This window comes from Arenibacter lacus (genome assembly GCF_008711145.1).
In the GTDB taxonomy this organism is placed as follows: Bacteria; Bacteroidota; Bacteroidia; order Flavobacteriales; family Flavobacteriaceae; genus Arenibacter; species Arenibacter amylolyticus.
Window position 1 is genome coordinate 15,889 of sequence record NZ_VVIN01000021.1, and the last position, 22,577, is coordinate 38,465.

Here is a 22,577-nt window from a genome sequence, read left to right on the forward strand (position 1 = left end):
GATTCTGTGTTATTAATTAGAGATAAATATGCTTCGCATTTATTGCGCGCCTTGGCCGTATGCCTGTTTTTGGTAGCAACACCCGGTTTTTCCCAATCAGCCCCCACTATTACCTCTTCGGTAGATACGACGGCCATTAAAATTGGGGAACAGCTACATTGGAAGGTAACCGTAGAAACCGACACCTTATCCCATGTGGTTTTTCCAGAGGGCCAAACCTTTTCGCCTTTAGAGACCGTGGAAGCAATAATGACCGATACTATACGAAAAACAGATCGACTAACCCTTCAAAAAACTTATGCCCTTACCCAATTTGATTCTGGCACCTACACCCTACCCGCACAGATGATTGAAATTAATGGGAAGCACTTTTTCACGGATTCGCTCGTAATAAATGTAGCCAACGTGGCCGTAGACACCACGGTACAAAAGATGTACGACATAAAACCCCTGATCGCGGTAGAAAAGAGTCGCTCTATTCCGTGGGGCTTAATTCTTTGGATTTTGGGCATTCTCCTTGTTTTAGGCGGACTTCTTTACTGGTTTGTTTTTAGAAAAAAACCCCTCAGTGAAGAGGAGAAAGTAGCATTACTACCTCCTTTTGATAGGGCTATCCTGGGTTTAAAACAATTGGAAAACTCCAAATATCTGATTCAGGACGACTATAAAACATACTACTCCGAACTAACGAACATTGTTCGCTCTTATTTGGAGGAAGACGTTCATGTAGCCGCCATGGAAAGCACCACGGACCAGTTGATAGACAAGCTGGAAATGATGAAGGATGCGGGGAAATTGAAACTGGAGCAAGAAACCATCCAACAATTCAAAAAAGTGTTGCAAACTTCGGACCTGGTAAAATTTGCCAAGTCCAAACCCGACACATCCGTAGCCGAAGCCGATAGAAAATCGGTAGAATTGATTGTTATCAAAACAAAGGAAGCCATTCCAGAGCCTACTCCCGAAGAGCTAATGCAGCAGGAAGAATACCAGGAAGAAATTAGGCAAAAGAGCCAACGAAAAAAACTGGTTTACACCTCCCTGGCCGCCGTTTTATTATTGGTGTTTACTGGGGTTGCCGCCGTAGGCTATTACGGATTCGACTATGTTAAAGATACTGTATTGGGCCATCCCACCAAAGAATTACTGGAAGGGGATTGGGTACAGAGCGATTACGGTTTCCCTCCAGTGAGCGTAGAAACCCCTAAGGTGCTATTGCGCCAGGCGGTAAAGTTACCGGCAGAATCGCAGGCTACCATCAAGGAAATGCAAGCCTTTGCCTATAGAAACCCTTCGGCCTTGTTTACCGTAGCCACCACTTCTATCCTTCTTGCTCAGTCTGAAGAACCTGATTATGAAAAATCTTCGGAACAGATATTGCAGAATTTTGAAGCACAGGGAGCTAGAAACATTATTACCAAACAAGAGGAGTTTACCACTCGTACGGGCGTAAGAGGAGTAAAACTTTATGGAAGCGGAAAGTTTGCGGTTCCGGATTCGGAGCAATTGGTAAACGGAAAGTATGCCGTGCTATTTTTTGGCGGCAAGGGTTTTCAACAAAACCTGATCCTTAGCTGGCAGGCAGACGACCCTTATGCCGAACAAATTGTAGAGAGGATTTTAAATTCAGTTGAAGTAAAAACAACCTTATAAATGTTTGAGAATATCTACTTTGCAAACCCACAGTTTTTCTGGCTCTTACTTTTGCTGCCAGTGGCGGTGCTATGGTATTTTCTAAAACGAAAGGAGCAAACCGCCTCCCTTAAAATATCGAGCATAGAGGGTTTCCCTAAATCGAGCCTGCTGCCAAAATTAAAGCCCCTCTTGTTTGCAATGCGCTTATTGGCCCTAGCCGCGATTATCGTGGCCATGGCCAGACCACAGACCGAGGATATCTCTACTAGGACCAAGACCACCCAAGGAATAGACATAGTGATGTCCATAGACGTATCGTCCAGTATGTTGGCACAAGATCTAAAACCCAACAGGTTGGTAGCCCTGAAAAAGGTAGCGACAGAATTTATTGACAAACGGCCCAATGACCGAATTGGATTGGTGGTATATGCTGGGGAAAGCTATACCAAGACCCCTATCACAAGTGACAAGGCCATTGTAAAAAAGGCATTAAAGGAAATCACCTACGGGCAAGTAGATGACGGTACCGCTATTGGCCTAGGCCTAGCAACCGCAGTAAACAGACTTAAAGACAGCAAGGCCTTAAGCAAGGTAATTATACTACTTACCGACGGAGTAAATAATACTGGTTTTATTGAACCACAAACGGCGGCCGACCTTGCAGTAGAATTTGGAATAAAAACCTATACCATAGCCATAGGGACCAACGGCAATGCCCTATCCCCCGTGGCCTACAATGCCGATGGCACTTTTAGATATGCCATGGAAGCCGTGGAAATAGACGAGGCCCTTTTACAATCCATTGCCGAGACTACCGGGGGGAAATACTTTAGGGCGACGGACAATAAGAAGTTGGAGGCCATTTACGATGAAATAAACAAGTTGGAAAAAACGGATATAGAGGAGTTTACCTACTATAAATACGAGGAGAAATTTAGACCTTGGGTATATTTGGCAGGAGCGTTGCTTTTATTGGAGTGGCTGACAAGGATTACCTTGTTCAGGAGTTTTATTTAGCCATTGGCCTAAGCAACCCCCTCTACCTTAATCCTTAGAAATGAAGAAAGAAAAATGATTCAATTAGACGAAAAAACATATTTATACCTGTTGTTCATCATCCCGGTGATGATCGTACTATTTGTATTGTTGCAAATTTGGAAAAGAAGGACGCAAAGAAAATTTGCAGACCTTTCCCTTCTAAGACGATTAACGCCGGACAAATCCAATTTTAAGGCCACATTAAAACTGATTCTCCTCCTACTTGGAATTGCTTTTTTAACGCTAGCACTGGTGAACCCCAAAATAGGCACCAAATTGGAAACCGTAAAAAGGGAGGGCCTAGATATAGTCTTTGCAGTAGATGTTTCTAAAAGTATGCTAGCCGAGGACATTGCTCCCAATAGATTGGACAAGGCAAAACGCTTGGTGTCCGAAATCATCAATCAATTGGCAGGTGATCGTATCGGGATTATAGCCTATGCAGGACAGGCATATCCGCAATTACCCCTTACCACGGATTATGGGGCAGCAAAAATGTTCCTACAAAACATGAACACCAACATGCTTTCTTCCCAAGGGACCGCCATTGACCAAGCCGTTAATTTGGCCACTACCTATTACGATGATGGGGAAGAGACCAATAGGGTGCTATTTATTATTTCAGATGGGGAGGATCATTCCGAAGGGAATATTTCTAACAGTGTAGCCGATGCAGAGAAAGAGAATATTCGGATTTTTACAATTGGCGTAGGAAGCACCAAAGGAAGCCCAATCCCCATTAAGAAAAACGGGGTTGTAGAACGCTTTTTAAGAGACCGAGAAGGAGAAGTGGTCATTACCAAAATGAATGAACAGACATTGCAGGATATTGCCGAGCAAGGCAACGGATCATATATCAACGGAGAAAACACCAAGGAAGCTGTTACCTTCATAAAAGATCAATTAGACCGCATAGATAAGACAGAATTTGAAGCCAAGCAGTTTGCCGAATACCAAGATCAATTTCAATGGTTTTTGGGAGCAGGACTTTTATTTCTATTTTTAGACATCTTTGTATTGGATAGAAAAACCAAGTGGCTAAAAAAGTTGAACCTATTTAATGAGAAGGAAGTATAAACCAAGGAATATGAAAAGGATAGTAGCTCTTATTATATTGTTCGGGTTTCTTGGCCATGCACAGGAGGTGGATAAGGAAACCCTAAAATCCATCAACAAAGCAACCAACTATACCTGGTTGGGCAATCAGCATTTGGAGGAGGAGGATTTTGTAAACGCGGAGGCAAATTACAGAAAAGCTATTTCCGAAAATGCTAACAACAGTGTAGCCCCGTACAACCTGGGTAATGCCTATTACCAGAACGAAACCTTCACGGAAGCCTTTGGCAGGTTTAAGCAAGCCGCCGAAAATGCCTCCAGCAAGGCAGATAAGCATAGGGCATTCCACAATATGGGGAACGTGTTTATGAAGAACAAGGAATACCAGAAAGCGGTAGAAGCCTACAAGGAGGCGTTGCGCAACGATCCTACCGATGAGGAGACCCGATATAATTTTGCGCTGGCCAAGGAAATGCTGAAAAAGCAACAGGAAGAGCAGAAAAACAATCCAGATCAGGACGATCAGGACCAGGAAGACAACAAGGACCAACAAGATCAGAATCAGGATAAGCAAGAGGGAGAGCAAGACCAAGAGGATAAGAACGATCAACAAGACAATCAGGATCAGAACAAGGAAGATGGGGAGCAGGGCGATGAAGGAAACAAAGATGAGAAAGATGGGGATGGTAATGAAAAGGAACAAGAGGATCAGCAGCCCAAAGACGGAGATCAGCAGGAGCAACCTCAACCAAGACCCAACCAATTATCTCCACAGCAGGTAAGAAGCTTGTTGGAGGCCATGCAGAACGAAGAAAAGAAAGTTCAGGAAAAGATAGATGCCCAAAAAATAAAAGGACCTAAAATTAAGAACGAAAAAGATTGGTAGAACAGTGGAACTAAAAAGATACATATCGATTATAGCAATATTGTTCCTGGCCAGTACGCTTAATGCCCAGAACGATGATGATTCGGTTACTTTTAAAATGGAACTCAGCAAGGATAAGCTGGGCATTAACGAAAGGCTTCGGGTAGATTTTACTATGAACAAGGACGGCGATAATTTTAGTCCGCCAGATTTTAACGGCTTCAGAATTGTCATGGGACCTTCTCAATCTATTAGCTCTTCATGGGTGAACGGGGTAAGAAGTTTTTCCAAAACCTACAGCTATACCTTGGCCCCAACGGCCAGGGGAAAATTCACTATCTCCCAGGCCACCATAGACATAGATGGCACTACTTACAAATCCTTGCCTAAGGAGGTAGAGGTAACCGCAGCTGTAGACCGGCCATCCGGAGAAAAAACCATAGACGACGTAGCGGATGAGAGCTTGCATTTAGTTGCAGAAATCTCTAAAACCAACCCCTATCTCAATGAGGCTGTTACCGTGGTTTACAAGCTTTACGCCAGCCCACATGTAGACGTAACCAACTTTAGGGCTTTGGACAATCCGAGGTACAATAACTTTTGGAGTCAGGATATCCCCGTTACTAAATACACCATAGAAAACACCACCTACGATGGAAAGCCCTATAGGTCCGTAATCCTAAAAAGAGTAGTACTCTATCCCCAACGAGAAGGGGAATTGGAGTTAGAGCCTCTTTCCCTAGACGTTAGTCTACAGGTACCTACCAATAAACGCGATTTTTTTGGAGGAAGGGTAATGGCACAAGCCAACAAAACGGTGTCTGCTGGAAGAAGAAACCTGCAGGTAAAACCGCTTCCAACAGAAGGCAAACCAGCAGGTTTCAGTGGTGCTGTAGGAGAGTTCGATTTTTTTGTGACCCCGAGCAAAACCCATTTAAACGCCTCAGAATCCCTACAAACGACAGTCACTATAAAAGGAAAGGGAAATTTAAAACTCTTTGAAATTCCCCAATTAAACCTCCCCAGCTCTCTGGAGGTATACGATCCGGAATACACTGAGAATATACGCACTAGATTATCTGGCATGGAAGGAGAGGTAGTAAACAGCTATACGGTGGTACCTACCTATAGGGGTAAATACCCCATTCCGAGTATCTCCTTCAGTTATTTTAACCCCAAGACCGAAAGATACTACACCTTAAATTCAGAAGAGGCCATGATTAATGTGCTGGAGGGCCCCACTAGCGGAGCCATCACTGCAGAGGCACCTAGTATTGGAAGCAGACAGCTTGTGGTAGCAGCATCTGATCAATTTGTCTTTAACAAATTAACCCCCAATCTAACCGCTATAAGCACCCGCTCCTTCTTTGGATCTACCGCCTTTTTTATGTGGTGGCTGCTCCCCTTATCCCTTATACCGTTGGCCATCATTTTTGGAAAAAGACGGGAGGCCATCGCTAGTGACGTGGAAGGCAATAAAATTAAAAGAGCAAACAGACTTGCCAGAAAGTATCTTTCTGCCGCCAAAAAAGCCCAAGGCTCCAAGGAGTCGTTCTATGTTGCCTTAGAAAAAGCGCTACATAATTATTTAAAGGCGAAATTAAAGATAGAAACCTCGGAGTTCAGTAAGGAGAAAATTGCCACCTTATTAGAAGAGAAGAAGGTAGACGAGCTTACTAAGGACGGATTTATCGGACTGTTGAAAAGCTGTGAAATGGCTAGGTACAGCCCATCTACCGAAGTGCAAATGCAACAAGACTACGACAAAGCCAGCGAGGTTATTTCACAATTAGACAAACAAATTTAAGTCATGATACGTGTATTAACAGTTCTTTTCTTTCTGCTTGGAACCCTGGGATATTCCCAGAACCAAGAATTATTTGAAAAGGCCACCTCTTTCTATAATGAGGGAGAGTACCAAAAGGCAGCAGATAACTATCTTCAGATCTTGGAGAACGGTGAGCACTCTGCAGCCCTATATTTTAATCTTGGCAATACCTACTATAAACTAAACGATATTGCCCCCAGCATCTATTATTACGAGAAGGCGTTGTTACTAAAACCTGGGGACCAGGACATATTGAACAATCTGTCATTTGCCAGAAATATGACCATGGACGCCATAGAACCCTTACCCAAAACAACCCTCGCCAAATTTTACGATACGGTGACCAGCTACCTAACCTATGACCAATGGGCCTATACGGCAGTGGCATTTATGTTTTTATTTGTTGGGTTTTACATCGCGTTTTATTTCTTCAGATTTTCATCTCAAAAACGCATCGCATTTATCACCAGCCTTTCTTTTCTGGTTTTAACGCTCAGCTCTGCCACCTTAGCCTACCTACAGTACAATAATTACCACGCAGATAGGCCTGCCATCATTTTTGTGGAGCAAGCGCCAATAAAATCTGAACCCAACAACAGGAGTCAGGCTATCTTTAATCTACACGCCGGCACCAAAGTACAGGTGGTTGAGGAAATGCAGGGATGGAAAAAGATTGAAATCGCAGATGGAAAAACTGGCTGGCTGGTATCCGATGAGATTCGGGAACTAAAGGAATTCTAAATAGGATACCTGCTGAAAACCAGTCCCATTTCTGGTAGCCATCGCCTACAGCAAGAAAACCGCTTTTTTATCCGCTTCGGATTAGGGCACTATTTTAAGCGTTCGGCTTAAAAAAAAGCAACGCCACGATATATTTCCCTTTAATTTTATAATTATCTTGCCCCCGATTAATAGAAATTGGGAACACAGCGTCCCTTTGGAAGCAATTCTAGCTGGACCTTTCCTTACTTTAAAAAACAATTCAGATGGATAGCCTAAACGACGTCTTCAAGAACAACGAGCAATGGATACAAGATAAACTGGCCAATGACCCTGAGTTTTTCAAGAATCTCGACAAGGGTCAGAAACCAGACCTTCTATATATTGGGTGTTCGGACAGCAGGGTCACCACCGAAGAACTGATGGGCCTTGGCCCAGGGGAAGTCTTCGTACACCGCAATATTGCCAATATGGTAATAAGTATAGACCTCAACGTTATGTCCGTTGTAAACTACGCGGTAGACCACCTGAAGGTAAAAAACATTGTCGTCTGTGGGCATTATTCCTGTGGAGGCGTTAAAGCCGCCATGCAATCTGCAGACCTCGGGATCTTAAACCCATGGTTACGGAACATCAGGGATGTGTACAGACAACATAGGAATGAGCTGAATGCCATTGAAGACGAAGAGCAAAAATACAATCGTCTGGTAGAGTTAAATGTACAGGAACAATGTATCAACCTTATTAAAACAGCCGCGGTACAACGCGCCTATCGGGAAAGAAACCTAATTGTTCACGGTTGGGTTTTCGACATAAAGACAGGGAAGTTAATAGACCTAAAAATAGATTTCAAGGGAATCCTCAACAACATTATGGAAATCTATCGCTTGGATTACAAAGACCTATAGTCTTTACGGTATTCCGGGCTTGTGGTAGTAAAATGCCGTTATATAGTGTCTGCCAACACTATTTAGCGGCAACATCCTTATATAGCATCCCCCATAAAAACATCATTACATTAGCCCCTAGGAGCCGGAGAAGGCTTCGGCAAAATAGATTTAGATAAAATCTATTCGTGGCTTGCCATAAAAGTTTTAAATTTGCGGATCAATTCTTGATGAGAATCCAAGCTAACCCATTGTAATGATAGATCAGATAAAGGAACATATTTTGGAAGTAGAAAAATTTACTTCCTCAGACAAGGACGCCATTGAGGCATTTAGAATAAAATACTTGGGAAAAAAGGGATTGTTTAATCATTTTTTCTCAGATTTTAAAAACGTTCCCAACGAACAGAAGAAAGAGTTTGGACAAACGGTTAACCAACTAAAAGCCGTAGTTACCGAAAAGGTAAACACCTTAAAACAAGCACTGGAGAACGAAAAGCTGGCCCACGGAATCTATGGCGACCTTACTCGCCCTGGAGAACCTATAAAATTGGGATCTAGACATCCTATCTCCATTGTTAAGAATCAGATAATCGACATATTTTCTAGAATCGGCTTCAATGTATCCGAAGGTCCAGAAATAGAAGACGACTGGCATAACTTTACCGCCTTAAACCTTCCGGAATACCATCCGGCAAGGGATATGCAGGATACCTTTTTTATCCAGACCGATCCAGATATTCTGTTGCGTACGCATACCTCCTCCGTACAGGTAAGATATATGGAGAACAACAAACCCCCTATCAGGACCATTTCCCCAGGAAGAGTATATAGGAATGAGGCCATTTCTGCCCGCTCCCACTGTTTCTTCCACCAAGTAGAGGGACTTTATATAGACAAGGACGTCTCTTTTGCAGATTTAAAGCAGACCCTACAGTTTTTCACTACGGAACTCTTTGGAAAATCTGAAATACGCTTACGCCCATCTTACTTTCCTTTTACGGAACCGAGTGCAGAGGTGGATGTTTATTGGGGATTAGAGTCGGAAGCAGATTATAAAATGACCAAGGGTACCGGCTGGTTAGAAATTATGGGATGTGGTATGGTAGACCCTAATGTCCTTACCAATTGCGGGATAGATCCCAATGAGTATTCAGGATTTGCCTTCGGGATGGGAATAGACCGTATTGCACTGTTATTACACCAAATTTCCGATATTAGATTACTGAGTGAAAATGATATGCGTTTCTTGGAGCAATTTAAAAGCGCCCTTTAATGACATAACCGTCAATTTACACATCCAGAATACAATCATCTTTAAATACACTGTATAGTGAAGAAGGACATAGAAATACCTGTTTCAAAGAATGTCTACATAGGCGTTGTCCATGAATGGAACGACGAATTCCTAGAAAAAACATGGAATGCCTATATCATAAACGATCGGGAAAGCTCCATAGAAGGGGTAATTGCCGTTTCTACAGGCTATAAAGGAGACCAAAAAACCTCTACCATGAGACACGGCCTGGGGGATATCCCTGCAAAGTCCTACAGAAAAATAGAGTTGCTGCAAGAGGGGGTACTTTCTTTCAACAACGAGTTTTTTGTCACCTATTTTGCAGATAACAAGCTCTATGAAAAAAGGTTTGTCTTGGCACAGGACACCATTAAGGAAGCCAACTATAGCACCCTCCCCGTAATGGAGATAGAGGGGGTAATTGCCAAATAATCCACTGATCCCCCACCTTAAGGCATTCATTTTTAACTTAAAATTAACGCGTTCTCGGTTCGCTTTCTTCAGAACCAATACTAAGTTTGTATGTTTAGCAGAAACTTGGTAGCGTTGACAAACGATCTGGAAAAAAATAAGCTGATTGAAGAGCTAGGGGTATATTTTGAAAACAACAAAATATTGTCTCCCCTTGCTGCACGGATTTTTGCCATGTTAATCCTTACCGATGAAGAAGGCATTTCCTTTGATAGCTTTGTTGAGGGCCTAAAAGCCAGCAAAAGTTCCATTTCCACCAATTTACAACTACTACAGGCTGCTGGGCGTATTGTTTATTTTACCAAGCCTGGGGAACGTAAACGCTATTTTAAAATAGCTCCCAACGATTTAACGGAGCAATTGGATAAAAAAATAGCCCAGTGGGAGATGGAAAAGGAAATGCACTTAAAAGTCTATCGTTTTAAAAAGAACATGTTTAAGGATGGCGTCCCCTCCTTAGATCAAATGCCCGGCTTACAATACATACAAACCTATACCAAGCTTGCAGACTATTTTATTGACCATCTGAAGCAACTCAAAGAAAAATTAGAAAACACCCCTAACACCAATTCCAAATGAAAAGATCACTAATTGCAACCCTAGTCCTCAGCATCACCTTGTTCAGCGGCTGTGCAGAAAAGGCACCTTCGGTTCGCTCGCAAGAAGCAGCTCCCTACCCTACAATTAAGGTAGCGAAAAGATCCGTGGATAATTTTACCAAATACCCCACCAGTATAGAGGGTACCATTAATAGTAAGGTACGCGCAAAGGTAGCTGGCTATATCCAAGATGTATTGGTAGATGAGGGTGAGCGGGTAAAAAAAGGGCAATTACTGTTTACCTTGGAAACCCAAACCCTTACCCAGAATGCCGCCGCGGCACAAGCCAGGGTACATTCTGCCCAAGTGGAAGTAGATAAATTACGTCCTTTGGTAGAAAAGAATATAATAAGCAAAGTACAGCTAGAAACGGCCATAGCCAATCTGGAGCAGGCCAAGAGCAATTATCAGAGCATAGCCGCCTCCATAGATTACGCACAGATAAAAAGTCCGGTTAACGGCGTAGTAGGCTCCATACCCTTTAGGAAAGGAAACTTGGTAAGTGCCCAAGATGCCGTGCCCTTGACCACTATATCCAGTATAGAGAACGTATATGCCTTTTTCTCGATGAATGAAAAGGATCTATTAGGCTTCCTACGGGAATTGGAAGGCAATTCCATGGAAGAAAAAGTACAAAACATACCGCCAGTGCAATTAATCCTCGCCGATGGTTCTTTGTACGAACATCCCGGAAAAGTAGAAACAATAAGCGGAGAGATCAATGTTAAAACCGGGACGGTTACTTTTAGAGCCACCTTTCCCAACCCCCAAGGTCTTTTAAGAAACGGTAACAGCGGTAGCATTATTCTACCCAATAAAATGGACGATGTATTGGTGATCCCCACCCTTTCCACCTACGAACAGCAGGGCAAAAAGTTTGTATACCTGGTTCAAGGCGATACCCTGGTCTCTAAATCGGTGACCGTTAAGGCTGCCGTTAATGGCTTATCGGTTATTGAGGGATTGGAAGAAGGCGTACAGATACTGGCGAACGGACTTGGCAAAGTAAGACCAGGACTGCCGATTATTCCACAACCTACCAGTTTGGATAGCATTATAAACTCTTACAATCCTGTTTTTAAATAAATCAGTATGCTAAAGACATTCATAGAAAGGCCCGTACTTTCCACCGTTATATCCATTATTCTGTTATTACTAGGCGGATTGGGGTTCCTTACCTTACCGGTAACCCAATACCCGGATATTGCCCCACCTACCGTACAGGTATCCGCTAGTTACCCAGGGGCCAATGCCGAAACCATTCTGGAAAGTGTAATAGTCCCCATTGAGGAGCAAATTAACGGGGTAGAGGACATGACCTATATTACCTCTACTGCCAGTAACACCGGTAGTGCTAGTATTACCGTGTATTTTGAGCAAGGGGTAGATCCCGATATTGCTGCGGTGAACGTACAAAACCGGGTTGCACGTGCCAATGCATTGTTGCCTGCAGAAGTAATCCGATCTGGAGTGATTACCCAAAAGCGACAAAGCTCGGCGCTTATGTACGCCTCCCTATACTCTACCAATCCAGATTATGACGACACCTTTGTACAGAACTACCTCAATATTAACGTTAAGCCAGAGTTACAACGTATTAAAGGGGTTGGGGATGTAAATGTTTTTGGAGGAAAGGACTATGCCATGCGCGTATGGTTAGACCCCGTAAAGCTAACCTCTTATAATTTAACCGTAACGGATGTTACCCAAGCCATTGGAGAGCAAAGTTTGGAAGCTGCTGCCGGATCCCTTGGTCAAAACTCTGGGGAATCCTTTGAGTATGTTATAAAGTACAAGGGGCGCTATAAGACTGCCGAAGAGTATCAGAACATTATTATTAAATCGCTGGGAAATGGTCAGTTTCTAAAGCTAAGTGACGTTGCCGAAGTAGAATTAGATGCGTTTTCCTACACCTCTATTGGTCGCGCAAGGGGCTATCCCGGAGTCGGCTTTGGGGTTTTTCAAACTCCAGGCTCCAATGCACAACAGATCATAGAGCAGATCTATGAGAAAATGGATGAGCTAAAAGAGGGGTTCCCTCCTGGGGTGGACTATATTGTAAATTTCGATACCAATAAATTCCTCACAGCGTCCATGACTAAGGTGCAGATAACCTTAATTGAGGCGTTTTTATTGGTTTTCCTTGTGGTATTCCTCTTCCTTCAAGATTTTAAATCGACCTTAATTCCCGCTATTGCGGTGCCGGTATCCATTATAGGAACGTTTTTCTTCCTAAACCTTTTAGGCTATTCCCTGAACCTCCTTACCCTATTTGCCCTTCTTTTGGCAATTGGGATTGTTGTGGATGATGCCATTGTGGTTGTAGAAGCGGTACATGCAAAACTGGAGGATGGATACACCTCGGCAAAGAAGGCCTCCTTAAGCGCCATGAACGAAATTAGCGGGGCCATTGTTTCTATTACCTTGGTAATGGCAGCGGTTTTTATCCCCATTACCTTTATCCAAGGACCGTCTGGGGTTTTCTATGAACAATTTGGGGTTACCCTTTTAATCGCCATTCTTATTTCTGCGGTGAACGCCTTAACCCTGAGTCCGGCACTATGTGCCATCTTCCTTAAACCCACCAAAAAGGAAGGGGAAAAGAAAAAGACCGTCATCAATAGATTTTATACGGCCTTTAACGCTGGTTTTGAAGCCACCACGCACAAATACGTTAAATCCCTAAGGTTTTTAGTAAAGAACAGCTGGGTTACAGTAGTGATATTACTTGTATCTGTAGCGGGCATATGGTGGGCGAACAACACTACCCCTACAGGTTTTGTACCCTCTGAGGACAGGGGTGTGATCTTTATGAATATGGAGCTTCCTAAAGGCGCTTCCTTAGACCGAACCTTTAGTATTACCGAGGAAATCTATAAGTCTATTGAAAGCATAGAAGGGGTAAGAACCGCTTCCATACAAGGAGGAAGAAACTTTTTCTCCGGAGCGGGTAGCTCCTATGGTATGGGTTTTATCCTTCTAGAAGATTTTGATAAGCGAACCACTGATGAAACCTCCATAGAAACCATTATCCAACAGTTATTTGCCAAGACAGGGCATATCACAGATGCTAATATTATATTTTTCACCCCTCCTAGCATCCCGGGTTTTGGAGCTTCGGACGGATTTGAGGTACAGATTTTGGACCGCTCCGCAGGAAGCCTTAGGTCCATGGACACTATAGCAAACAATTTTGCCGTAGCCCTTACCCAACGTTCGGAAATTGGCTATGCCTCTAATTCCTTTAGTACGGATTTTCCTCAGCTGCAGATGGATATCAACATTCCGAAAGCCAAAGAAGCTGGGGTAGAGATAAGCAGTATACTGCGGACCTTACAAGGGTATATAGGTGGCTTGTACACGGCCGACTTTAGTAGGTTTGGAAAACAGTTTAGGGTGATGGTACAAGCAAAACCCGATGACCGCAGAGACGAAAACAGCCTAAATAGCATGTTTGTTAGGAATAACAATGGCGAAATGGCCCCGGTCTCCCAATTTGTAACCCTGAGCAGGGTCTATGGTCCACAGACGGTGAGTAGATTTAACCTATTTAATTCTGTAACTATAAATGGATCAGCAGCAGCAGGATATAGTTCGGGGGATGCAATTAAGGCCGTGACAGAGGTGGCAGAACAAAATCTACCTCAAAACTACGAGATTGCGTTTTCCGGAATTACACGGGAAGAAATAGCTTCGGCCGGCCAGTCTGGAGTCATCTTTTTGCTCAGTATTGTATTCGTGTATTTCTTTTTATCTGCCCAATACGAAAGTTATCTACTGCCATTTGCGGTTTTATTCTCACTCCCCGTTGGGGTAGCGGGCGCCTATTTATCGACCAAATTCCTTGGTTTGGAAAACAATATTTATTTCCAGATTGCCTTGATTATGCTGATAGGACTATTGGCAAAAAACGCCATTCTTATTGTGGAATTTGCTATTCAACGAAGAAGGCAGGGCCTCTCTATTACCGAGGCGGCCTTAGAGGGAGCTAGAGCTCGATTAAGACCTATTTTAATGACCTCCTTTGCATTTATCCTTGGGCTTATGCCATTGGTAGTAGCAAGGGGTGTAGGGGCCGCAGGTAACAATGCCATTGGTACAGGTGCCGTTGGCGGTATGTTAGTAGGAACAGTAGTCGGGGTTTTTATTATACCCGTCTTATTTATCCTTTTCCAGTGGCTTCAAGAAAAAGTTACTGGAGTTCCCACAGAAGAAACCATTGAAGAAAATTAGTAGAAGATATTATGCAAAACAACACTTTGTACCGACTGATCTTATTGACCATAATTCCGATATTGATGCAATCTTGTTTCTCTGCCAAGGATTATGTTAGACCTTCTTTGGAAAACGAGGCATTGTACCGTACCGATTATGTGATGACCGATAGCCTCAGCATGGCCACGGTATCATGGACCGAATTGTTCACCGATCCCATTTTAACGGATTATATCCACCAAGGGTTAGAAAACAACCTGGATATTAGGGTTGCACTTCAGAACATACAGGCGGCACAGGCTTATTTAAAACAAGGAAAATCGGGTTATTATCCTACCCTGGATGCCTCCGCTAGCTATGGCCGATCTACTTTTTCAGAAAACGGGCCGATGGGATTGAATGGCGGATCTGCCTCGGAACAGTATCAGCTTGCTGCTTCTCTTTCTTGGGAAGCCGATATCTGGGGTAAAATCAGAAGTATGGACAGAGCTGCCCAGGCCTCCTACCTACAAACTGTGGCAGCCCACCAGGCAGTAAAAACACACCTGATAGCCGCCATTGGCAGCACTTACTTTAGACTCTTGGCCTTGGATAGGCAAAAAGACCTCCTAAAAGAAACCATAGCGTCTAGAAAAAGTAGCCTTACTACTACACAAGCCCTTAAGGATGCCGGACAGGTAACGGAAGTGGCGGTAAAACAGACGGAGGCGCAATTGTACACTACCGAGATTTTGTTGATAGACCTAGAAAAGGATATAAAACTATTAGAGAATACCTTCTCCATCCTCCTAGGCGAAGCGGGGCAAACGGTCGTAAGAAGCACCCTGGAAGACCAGCAAATAAATACGGCATTAACCACGGGCGTCCCAGCAGACCTATTGGTTAACAGACCCGATGTTATGGCGGCCGAGTACAGCTTGATCAATGCTTTTGAACTAACCAATGTGGCAAGGAGCCAATTTTTCCCTTCCTTGCGACTCACTGCTTCGGGAGGATTTCAAAGCCTTGAATTGGATAATTTATTCAGTGCCAGCTCCCTATTCTCCAATTTAGCGGGATCCCTAGCACAGCCGCTATTGAACGGAAGAAGAATAAGAACACAGTACGAGGTATCACAGGCCCAACAGGAACAAGCCCTGCTAAACTTTAAAAAAACGCTCTTAATTGCGGGAAAAGAAGTTTCGGACGCTTTGTACACCTATGAGGCCGAAAGCCAGAAAATTGAAGCCCGAAAAAAGGAACTTGCCTCTTATACACTAGCAGAGACCTATTCTGAAGAACTATTGAACAACGGATTTGCCAATTACTTGGAAGTATTGACCGCCAGACAAAATGCGCTTAATTCCGAACTGAGATTAATAGACTCCCAATTTGGTAGGCTAAACGCCATTGTGACCCTGTATGAGGCCCTTGGTGGAGGCTGGCGATAGGCTGGCGCTTTTTCCGGGGGGCCAACGTATAGGTACGGTGCGCCCCTGAGCCGGGAACAAGTTGGGACGGTTATATGGGACAAGGGGCATCCTTTGTATTTATCGAGAAACCAATTTTGTAAATTTGAACAAAGGGAATACTTTAGATACCATAGCTTTAATTGAAGATTATGCCAACCACCAACTCCAACGCCCAAATTCAGCAAGAGCTCGTCAACAGCATCATCCATGGATTTGGAATTATATTCGGGATTGTAAGCATTCCCGTTTTAATAGCCTTTGCCATATCCAGCAATAACACTCCAGGAGTTATTGGAGCGGCCATTTATGGATTCTGTTTCCTGCAGCTTTTTACTTTCTCTACACTTTATCACGGGTTTCAACACCCGCAGGCCAAACGAATCTTTCAAATTCTGGATCACATCAGTATTTATTTCCTCATCTCTGGCACCTATACCCCATTTCTATTGATTTATTTAAATACCCCCTTTGGCATCACCCTTTTATCCGTGTTGTGGGGGCTAACGGCTGTAGGGATTATTTTCAAGATCTTTTTCACCGGGAAATGGAACCTTGTTTCCACCCTTATCTACATTGCCATGGGCTGCATTATGATCGTAGGGGGCCGCACTTTTTTTGAGACCATTCCTTCCGGAATAATGACGATGATTCTCATCGGGGGCGCCCTTTATCTTATTGGGGTTATTTTTTATCTGTGGAGAAAATATCCCTTTAATCATGCCATCTGGCACTTTTTTGTACTGACAGCCGCAGTTTGTCACTACGTAGCCATTCTAATGGCGGTTTAAGGCCCTCGCTGGCCAGAAGGATAGGGAAAGACGCTAACGTAGCGAAAAGCCCTTAGCAGCCCACCATGGGTGTATTTCAATAGCGAGCCTACCCGCTGCTACCATGGGATCCAAATTAGCCAAGCTATCGGCCATCTTTAGGGTAGGTACATTGTAAATGGTGATCCCACGGATCTCCCCATCGTCGCCGAAGGGGCCGGAGATATCTGCATAGCCCAATTCGTACATGTTTCCCAAATGGGCCAGGTGGAGTGCCTGTAGACTATCTAGCTCCTCCTTGGATTGGGAGGTATTTGTGCCTCTTTTTAAAAAAGCCATAAAATATTGCTGCATCAAGATAGTATCCTTGGTTTTCTGGTCTACATAGTCGAAGATCTTAAATCCCCTTGCTTCCAACTCCCGTTTTGTCTCTAACACAGATACCTTTTCCGCGGGGAATTCCGCTTTGGCATCCACCGCTTTTTCGGGTGTTTCCTTACAGCCAATTACCAATACAAAAAGAAACAAATAGCCTAAATACTTCATTTTTCCCATGTTTTAAAAGGTTGCTTACTCAATTGCGAATTGTAATACTTGGGGTTTCCGGTGACCTCTTTCCCCAACCAATCCGGGATTTCAAACGGCTCGTCTTCCCGCTCCAATTCAACTTCGGCAACAATAAGTCCGCTATTATCGCCAAAGAATTCATCTATTTCAAATAGGTGTTTCCCCCTAGGAACCTCATACCTAATCTTCTCTATAACTCCTGGCTCGGCCAGTTTCAACAAGGCTTCCGCCTCTTTTAGAGGGAGTACGGTCTCCCATTCAAAACGCGTAGTACCCTGGTCATTCCCCTTTCCCTTAACGGTTAAAAACCCAGTATCGCCCTTTATGCGCACCCTTACCGTACGCAGGGGATCGGTATTGAGAAAACCTTGTACAATCCTGTTGGCATTCACCGAATCTTCTTTAAACGCCTCCGAATTCACTAAAAACTTACGTTCTATCTCTATCACTTTGTTGATTTGTTTTATTTTAATCCACCCACTTCTACCCCAATTCGTCCTTGGCTATCTTTCTAAGCTGATCCGATTCCAAATACAGCTGTTCGCATTTATTATTGGCCAACCAGAGCATCGCCGCAGCAATGGCTTCCGGTCTTATGGACTTATACTTTTCCAAAGGCCCTACCAACACCAGATTCAACACCTTCATAAGCTGATTGGCCCACCATTCCCCTGGTCTTTTTTCTGCTCGTTTGCCCGATATTAGGGAAGGACGTAAAAAATGTGTTTTGGGAATATGATAATCCATTACAGCCTCTTCCATTTCACCTTTTAGACGGTTATAACCAACCCTACTGTTGGTATTGGCTCCCAAAGCCGAAATAACCAATAGGGTATGGATGTTGTTTGCACTACAAAGTTTTGCCGTTGCTTCCGGAATCCCAAGATCTATTTCCCTATACATGGATGCGTCCGGCGTTTTGGCCTTGGTGGTTCCTATACAGCAATACACCTCATCTGCAGTAAAAAGTGATTTAAATTCTTCCAATTTCCTCAAATCCCCAAGATGCTCCTCCAATTTGGGGTGGGTAAATCCTACTGAAGATCTAGAAAAGAGTTTTATTTTAGCATAGCGATCATCTTTCAAGAGCATCTTCAGCAAAACACCACCTGTTAACCCGGTGGCTCCCAATATAATGGCAGATTTTGATTCTGCATCCATAGACTTATTATTTTTATCCAGTGCGAGTTTAACCAATAAATAGGTCCACTCCCCTATAGTTGTTATAAATTTACAGCATGAAAATGGATTTTCCGCTACGAAAAATAATCCATGTGGATATGGATGCGTTTTACGCTTCCGTAGAACAAATGGATGATCCTACCTTAAAAGGGAAACCCCTTGCCGTTGGCGGGGCCGAAAAAAGAGGGGTGGTAGCCGCGGCTAGTTATGAGGCAAGAAAATTTGGGGTGCGCAGCGCCATGAGCGGGTATCTCGCCAAAAAAAACTGCCCCGATCTTATTTTTGTGCCTCCCAGGTTTGATAGGTACAAGGAAATATCACTCCATATACGGCGTATTTTTCTGGAATATACGGATTTAGTAGAACCCCTCTCCTTGGATGAGGCTTATTTAGACGTTACCAACAATAAAAAAGGAAATCCATCTGCCTCCCTAATTGCGACAGAAATACGAACACGGATTTTGGAGGAGGTAGGGTTAACCGCATCGGCAGGAATTTCCATAAATAAGTTTATTGCCAAAATAGCCAGTGATTACAACAAGCCCAACGGACAGAAAACGGTAAACCCCGAAGAGGTACTACCATTTTTGGAAAAACTGGAAATTCGAAAATTCCACGGGGTAGGGAAGGTAACCGCAGACAAGATGTATCAATTGGGAATATTTACCGGCTTGGACCTAAAACAAAAATCCTTGGAATTCCTTACGGAACATTTTGGAAAAGGCGGTCAGTATTACTACCAAGTGGTAAGGGGAATTCATTTAAGTCCGGTAAAGCCCAACCGGATTCCAAAATCGGTAGGTGCCGAAAGAACATTTCGCGAAAATTTGAGCAGTGAGGTCTTTATGCTGGAGCGTTTAAAGCATATTGCCAGCGAATTGGAACGCCGCCTCAAAAAGGCTAATATTGCAGGAAAGACCATCACCCTAAAAATAAAATATAGCGATTTTACCCTTCAGACACGGAGCAAAACCATTCCCTATTTCATTGCAGACCAAAATTTAATCTTGGAACTGGCGAAGGAATTGCTATATCAAGAAAAATTGGAGAACTCCGTGCGCTTACTCGGTATTTCACTCTCTAACCTAAACACGGAGAAAACCACCCCTGAAGCCCAGAAATCACTATCCGTACAGTTGAAGTTTGACCTATAGCTAGGCATAAAAAAACCTGCTAGATCTTAAGACCCAGCAGGTGTTTGCTATAAAACTAATATGCTATTTATTTAGAAAAGCTTTCACTTCCTATTTCCGATACTCTTAGCGTATTTACCATTCCTTTTGCCTTTATAGGCATGGCAGCCAAGCTGATAAGCATATCGCCAACTTCCAAAAATCCTTTGTCGCAGGCCATTCTGTTAACATCCTCAATGGTCTCGTCTGTAGATACAAACTTATCGTAATAGAATGCCCTTACGCCCCATAGCAGGTTAAGCTGGGTAAGAATCCTTTTGTTGGAGGTAAAAACCAGAATATGTGCCTTAGGTCTCCAAGCAGAAATTTGAAATGCGGTATATCCGCTATTGGTAAGCGTAGAAATTGCCTTGGCTTTGGTCTCATTGGCCATATTGGCAGCATGAAAACAAATGGTTTTGGTAATATATCTATTGGTCCTGATGTGTGGGTGCTGGTGGGGAACTTTAATAAGGTCCGAGTTTTCCACACTCACTAGGATACTTGCCATCTTTTCTATCACCTGTACTGGGTAATTCCCTACAGAGGTCTCTCCGGAAAGCATTACCGCATCGGCCCCGTCCATTACGGAATTGGCCACATCATTAACCTCTGCCCTCGTTGGGGTAAGGCTGGTAATCATGGTCTCCATCATTTGAGTAGCAATGATCACAGGGATCCTTGCCTCTTTGGCACGCAGTACCAACTGCTTTTGGATAAGGGGCACTTCTTGGGCGGGAACTTCCACTCCCAAATCACCTCGGGCCACCATTAGACCATCACAATAAGCAACAATCTTATCGATGTTCTCTACCGCTTCTGGTTTTTCAATTTTTGCAATGATTGGGATCTTATGCTCGGAATGCTCCTTAATAATGTTTTGTAGGTCTATCAAATCCTGACTAAACCTTACAAAGGAAAGGGCAATCCAATCTACCTTCTGAGAGATCGCAAAGATGGCATCCTCCACATCCTTCTCTGTAAGTGCAGGCAAGGATATATTGGTATTGGGCAGGTTTACGCCTTTTTTGGATTTAAGGGGGCCCCCTTGAATCACTTTGGCCTTAACCGCATCTTTCTTATTGGTTGAAACTACTTCGAACATTAATTTCCCGTCATCCAACAGAATACGTTCTCCCGCCTTCACATCCCTTGGAAATTGGACATAGTTCATATATACTTTCTCCGAGTCCCCTTCAAAAGGTTCTCCCGTAACAAAGGTAATCTCGTCTCCTGGGGAAACAATCACCTCTTTGGCCATTACCCCCACCCGTAATTTAGGACCTTGCAAGTCTGCAAGAATGGACGTATTGGTCCCCAACTCCTCATTTAATTCGCGTATCATAGTAATGCGCTCCTTAACATCTTCGTAGTCGGCATGTGAAAAATTTATCCTAAAGACATCCACTCCTGCTCCTATCATGTCCCTAAGAACACTCTTCTTACTAGTAGCTGGACCTAGGGTGGCTACTATTTTTGTCTTTTTTAATGCTGGCATTCTAATAAAATATTAAATTATTTCTTGATTTCAGTTTGTTTACATCCACGCTATAGGCAGTAATCACCTTTGGGATGGTTAGCACGGCCTTGAGAATTTTCTCCTCCAAGTCCAGTTCATCATGCGCTACCTTTAAAAAATAATCTACGTCCTTGTACTCTGGAATTAGACTATAGGCAGTAATTGAGGGCTGGTCCTGGAAAAGGTTTCCAACGTTTAATTCTTCCTTTCCTACGCTATTATTACTAACCAGGGTATAATAACGATCATTGATTTCATCCCTCCAATCAAAGAACGGAAACATCCCGTTGGAGGTTATCTCCAGATCCTTTTTTGTTCGTTTTAGTTTTAATTTCAGACAAGCGTTCAGTGCATACACCAGCGAGTAATCTTCTCTGCTAGAGTGTAAAGCGATTAAGGTAAAATCTTCATCATAAAAATCTTCCGAAATTTTATATATCGCCGCCATACTTTCCGTGAAAAGTCGTAAATATAGGGTTAATAAAGAAACAAGCCTAGTCTATAGAACCTATAAAAACATCCAGAAGCAACTAAAACGTTGGAGTTCACCATATTTTCACCTAAGAATTTTTCATTTTGTCTTGTAAGGCAAAGTAAGCTCTTTTGGCAGCTCGCTCTTCTGCTTTCTTCTTAGAGGTAGCCCTTGCCTTTGCCACCACCTTACTATCTATCTTCAACTTTACAGCGAAATGTTTAACGGTATCGTTGCCCGTATCCTCATATATTTCAAAGTTAAAGGATTTTTTTTGCTTTTGGCACCACTCGATCACCAGACTTTTATAACTGATCACCTTCCCCTCTAACTGCTCAATATCTACGTAGGGCGCAATCACCCGTTCGGCAATAAATTTTTCACAATATTTATATCCCCTATCCAAGTAAATAGCGCCCACCAGCGCTTCAAAAACATTACCGTGGATATTATCCCCAAAACGCGATTTCGGGATTTTACTTTCCACAAAATCGATAAGCTGCAGGTCTTTTCCCAATTCATTGAGGTGCTCCCTACTTACAATCTTAGACCTCATTTTGGTAAGGTACCCCTCATCGCCCTGGGGCACTTTGGTATACAAATGCTTGGAGATAATGGTTCCTAGCATCGCATCTCCCAAAAACTCCAAGCGCTCATAGTTAACGGGGTTACCATCATCATCTCGCCAATTGGCAGACCGATGAACGAAGGCTTTTTGATAAATTTCCAGGTTTTTGGGCTTAAAACCCAAAATATTCTTCATTCCCAAAAAAAAATTCCCATCCTTTTTGGAATGGGAATAAAATAAATTGGAAGGAAAGTTCATAACCTGATGA

At 43.2% G+C, this 22,577-nt stretch carries 21 protein-coding genes; 15 read left to right on the top strand and 6 right to left on the bottom strand.

Annotated features, from left to right (window positions below; translation table 11 throughout):
• The first annotated feature begins 6 nt into the window (after window positions 1-6).
• The 14 genes from F1E73_RS08225 (at window position 7) to trhA (ending at window position 16,850) form a co-directional block, all read left to right on the top strand.
• A complete protein-coding gene (locus tag F1E73_RS08225; RefSeq protein WP_223883393.1) occupies window positions 7-1,653 on the top strand; it encodes a BatD family protein in 1,647 nt (548 codons plus the stop codon).
• Window positions 1,654-2,652, top strand: a complete 999-nt coding sequence (locus tag F1E73_RS08230; protein WP_150451641.1) for a vWA domain-containing protein — start codon at window positions 1,654-1,656, stop codon at window positions 2,650-2,652.
• 54 nt (window positions 2,653-2,706) lie between these two features.
• Window positions 2,707-3,750, top strand: a complete 1,044-nt coding sequence (locus F1E73_RS08235) for a VWA domain-containing protein (protein WP_150451642.1) — start codon at window positions 2,707-2,709, stop codon at window positions 3,748-3,750.
• A 10-nt stretch (window positions 3,751-3,760) separates the two neighbouring features.
• Window positions 3,761-4,615, top strand: a complete 855-nt coding sequence (locus tag F1E73_RS08240) for a tetratricopeptide repeat protein (protein WP_150451643.1) — start codon at window positions 3,761-3,763, stop codon at window positions 4,613-4,615.
• Window positions 4,616-4,619: 4 nt separating this feature from the next.
• A complete protein-coding gene (locus F1E73_RS08245) occupies window positions 4,620-6,401 on the top strand; it encodes a BatD family protein (RefSeq protein WP_150451644.1) in 1,782 nt (593 codons plus the stop codon).
• 3 nt (window positions 6,402-6,404) lie between these two features.
• A complete protein-coding gene (locus F1E73_RS08250; RefSeq protein ID WP_086475719.1) occupies window positions 6,405-7,163 on the top strand; it encodes an SH3 domain-containing protein in 759 nt (252 codons plus the stop codon).
• Window positions 7,164-7,408: 245 nt separating this feature from the next.
• Window positions 7,409-8,050, top strand: coding sequence for a carbonic anhydrase (locus tag F1E73_RS08255; protein WP_086475718.1), 642 nt, complete (start codon window positions 7,409-7,411; stop codon window positions 8,048-8,050).
• 235 nt (window positions 8,051-8,285) lie between these two features.
• Window positions 8,286-9,305, top strand: a complete 1,020-nt coding sequence (pheS, locus tag F1E73_RS08260) for a phenylalanine--tRNA ligase subunit alpha (protein WP_150451645.1) — start codon at window positions 8,286-8,288, stop codon at window positions 9,303-9,305.
• Window positions 9,306-9,362: 57 nt separating this feature from the next.
• A complete protein-coding gene (locus F1E73_RS08265) occupies window positions 9,363-9,758 on the top strand; it encodes a hypothetical protein (protein WP_150451646.1) in 396 nt (131 codons plus the stop codon).
• Window positions 9,759-9,848: 90 nt separating this feature from the next.
• A complete protein-coding gene (locus tag F1E73_RS08270; protein ID WP_086475715.1) occupies window positions 9,849-10,376 on the top strand; it encodes a GbsR/MarR family transcriptional regulator in 528 nt (175 codons plus the stop codon).
• Window positions 10,373-11,482 (top strand): efflux RND transporter periplasmic adaptor subunit, encoded by a 1,110-nt coding sequence (locus F1E73_RS08275; protein ID WP_150451647.1) that lies wholly within the window; start codon window positions 10,373-10,375, stop codon window positions 11,480-11,482. Before F1E73_RS08270 ends, F1E73_RS08275 begins: the two co-directional genes overlap by 4 nt.
• Before the next feature lie 6 nt (window positions 11,483-11,488).
• The gene (locus tag F1E73_RS08280) at window positions 11,489-14,629 is read left to right on the top strand and encodes an efflux RND transporter permease subunit (protein WP_150451648.1); all 3,141 of its coding nucleotides are present in this window, start codon (window positions 11,489-11,491) and stop codon (window positions 14,627-14,629) included.
• A gap of 11 nt (window positions 14,630-14,640) precedes the next feature.
• Complete coding sequence (locus F1E73_RS08285) at window positions 14,641-16,041, top strand: efflux transporter outer membrane subunit (protein ID WP_086475712.1); 1,401 nt, start codon at window positions 14,641-14,643, stop codon at window positions 16,039-16,041.
• A gap of 170 nt (window positions 16,042-16,211) precedes the next feature.
• Window positions 16,212-16,850 carry a PAQR family membrane homeostasis protein TrhA gene (gene trhA / locus F1E73_RS08290; protein WP_150451649.1) on the top strand — a complete coding sequence of 213 codons (639 nt, stop codon included), beginning with the start codon at window positions 16,212-16,214 and terminating at the stop codon, window positions 16,848-16,850.
• Window positions 16,851-16,883: 33 nt separating this feature from the next.
• Here the strand turns inward: trhA and F1E73_RS08295 are convergent, their stop codons facing one another.
• From F1E73_RS08295 to F1E73_RS08305, 3 genes are read right to left on the bottom strand one after another with little or no spacing between them, the layout of a single operon-like run.
• Window positions 16,884-17,375 (bottom strand): YciI family protein, encoded by a 492-nt coding sequence (locus F1E73_RS08295; RefSeq protein ID WP_140157700.1) that lies wholly within the window; start codon window positions 17,373-17,375, stop codon window positions 16,884-16,886.
• Complete coding sequence (locus tag F1E73_RS08300; RefSeq protein WP_086475710.1) at window positions 17,372-17,845, bottom strand: CYTH domain-containing protein; 474 nt, start codon at window positions 17,843-17,845, stop codon at window positions 17,372-17,374. Before F1E73_RS08300 ends, F1E73_RS08295 begins: the two co-directional genes overlap by 4 nt.
• Window positions 17,846-17,879: 34 nt before the next feature.
• On the bottom strand, window positions 17,880-18,557 hold the full coding sequence (locus tag F1E73_RS08305; RefSeq protein WP_150451650.1) for a Rossmann-fold NAD(P)-binding domain-containing protein: 678 nt from the start codon (window positions 18,555-18,557) through the stop codon (window positions 17,880-17,882).
• A gap of 77 nt (window positions 18,558-18,634) precedes the next feature.
• Between F1E73_RS08305 and dinB the strand changes: the two genes are divergently transcribed.
• Window positions 18,635-19,732 carry a DNA polymerase IV gene (gene dinB, locus F1E73_RS08310; RefSeq protein WP_150451651.1) on the top strand — a complete coding sequence of 366 codons (1,098 nt, stop codon included), beginning with the start codon at window positions 18,635-18,637 and terminating at the stop codon, window positions 19,730-19,732.
• Between the two features lie 67 nt (window positions 19,733-19,799).
• Here dinB and pyk read toward each other — a convergent pair whose 3' ends face one another.
• The 3 genes from pyk to rnc form a co-directional block, all read right to left on the bottom strand.
• Window positions 19,800-21,248, bottom strand: a complete 1,449-nt coding sequence (gene pyk, locus F1E73_RS08315; RefSeq protein WP_086475707.1) for a pyruvate kinase — start codon at window positions 21,246-21,248, stop codon at window positions 19,800-19,802.
• A 1-nt stretch (window position 21,249) separates the two neighbouring features.
• Window positions 21,250-21,717 carry an IPExxxVDY family protein gene (locus F1E73_RS08320; RefSeq protein ID WP_086475706.1) on the bottom strand — a complete coding sequence of 156 codons (468 nt, stop codon included), beginning with the start codon at window positions 21,715-21,717 and terminating at the stop codon, window positions 21,250-21,252.
• A gap of 112 nt (window positions 21,718-21,829) precedes the next feature.
• Complete coding sequence (gene rnc / locus F1E73_RS08325; protein ID WP_086475705.1) at window positions 21,830-22,567, bottom strand: ribonuclease III; 738 nt, start codon at window positions 22,565-22,567, stop codon at window positions 21,830-21,832.
• Between the last annotated feature and the right edge of the window lie 10 nt (window positions 22,568-22,577).

Bases quoted from the DNA above. Each gene is read 5' to 3' on its own strand.
- rnc (WP_086475705.1), bottom strand. From the start codon at position 22,567: ATGAACTTTCCTTCCAATTTATTTTATTCCCATTCCAAAAAGGATGGG.
- F1E73_RS08230 (WP_150451641.1), top strand. From the start codon at position 1,654: ATGTTTGAGAATATCTACTTTGCAAACCCACAGTTTTTCTGGCTCTTA.
- F1E73_RS08235 (WP_150451642.1), top strand. From the start codon at position 2,707: ATGATTCAATTAGACGAAAAAACATATTTATACCTGTTGTTCATCATC.
- F1E73_RS08250 (WP_086475719.1), top strand. From the start codon at position 6,405: ATGATACGTGTATTAACAGTTCTTTTCTTTCTGCTTGGAACCCTGGGA.
- pheS (WP_150451645.1), top strand. From the start codon at position 8,286: ATGATAGATCAGATAAAGGAACATATTTTGGAAGTAGAAAAATTTACT.
- pyk (WP_086475707.1), bottom strand. From the start codon at position 21,248: ATGCCAGCATTAAAAAAGACAAAAATAGTAGCCACCCTAGGTCCAGCT.
- F1E73_RS08320 (WP_086475706.1), bottom strand. From the start codon at position 21,717: ATGGCGGCGATATATAAAATTTCGGAAGATTTTTATGATGAAGATTTT.
- F1E73_RS08280 (WP_150451648.1), top strand. From the start codon at position 11,489: ATGCTAAAGACATTCATAGAAAGGCCCGTACTTTCCACCGTTATATCC.
- F1E73_RS08275 (WP_150451647.1), top strand. From the start codon at position 10,373: ATGAAAAGATCACTAATTGCAACCCTAGTCCTCAGCATCACCTTGTTC.
- F1E73_RS08270 (WP_086475715.1), top strand. From the start codon at position 9,849: ATGTTTAGCAGAAACTTGGTAGCGTTGACAAACGATCTGGAAAAAAAT.
- F1E73_RS08295 (WP_140157700.1), bottom strand. From the start codon at position 17,375: ATGAAGTATTTAGGCTATTTGTTTCTTTTTGTATTGGTAATTGGCTGT.
- F1E73_RS08240 (WP_150451643.1), top strand. From the start codon at position 3,761: ATGAAAAGGATAGTAGCTCTTATTATATTGTTCGGGTTTCTTGGCCAT.
- trhA (WP_150451649.1), top strand. From the start codon at position 16,212: ATGCCAACCACCAACTCCAACGCCCAAATTCAGCAAGAGCTCGTCAAC.
- F1E73_RS08305 (WP_150451650.1), bottom strand. From the start codon at position 18,557: ATGGATGCAGAATCAAAATCTGCCATTATATTGGGAGCCACCGGGTTA.
- dinB (WP_150451651.1), top strand. From the start codon at position 18,635: ATGAAAATGGATTTTCCGCTACGAAAAATAATCCATGTGGATATGGAT.
- F1E73_RS08285 (WP_086475712.1), top strand. From the start codon at position 14,641: ATGCAAAACAACACTTTGTACCGACTGATCTTATTGACCATAATTCCG.
- F1E73_RS08255 (WP_086475718.1), top strand. From the start codon at position 7,409: ATGGATAGCCTAAACGACGTCTTCAAGAACAACGAGCAATGGATACAA.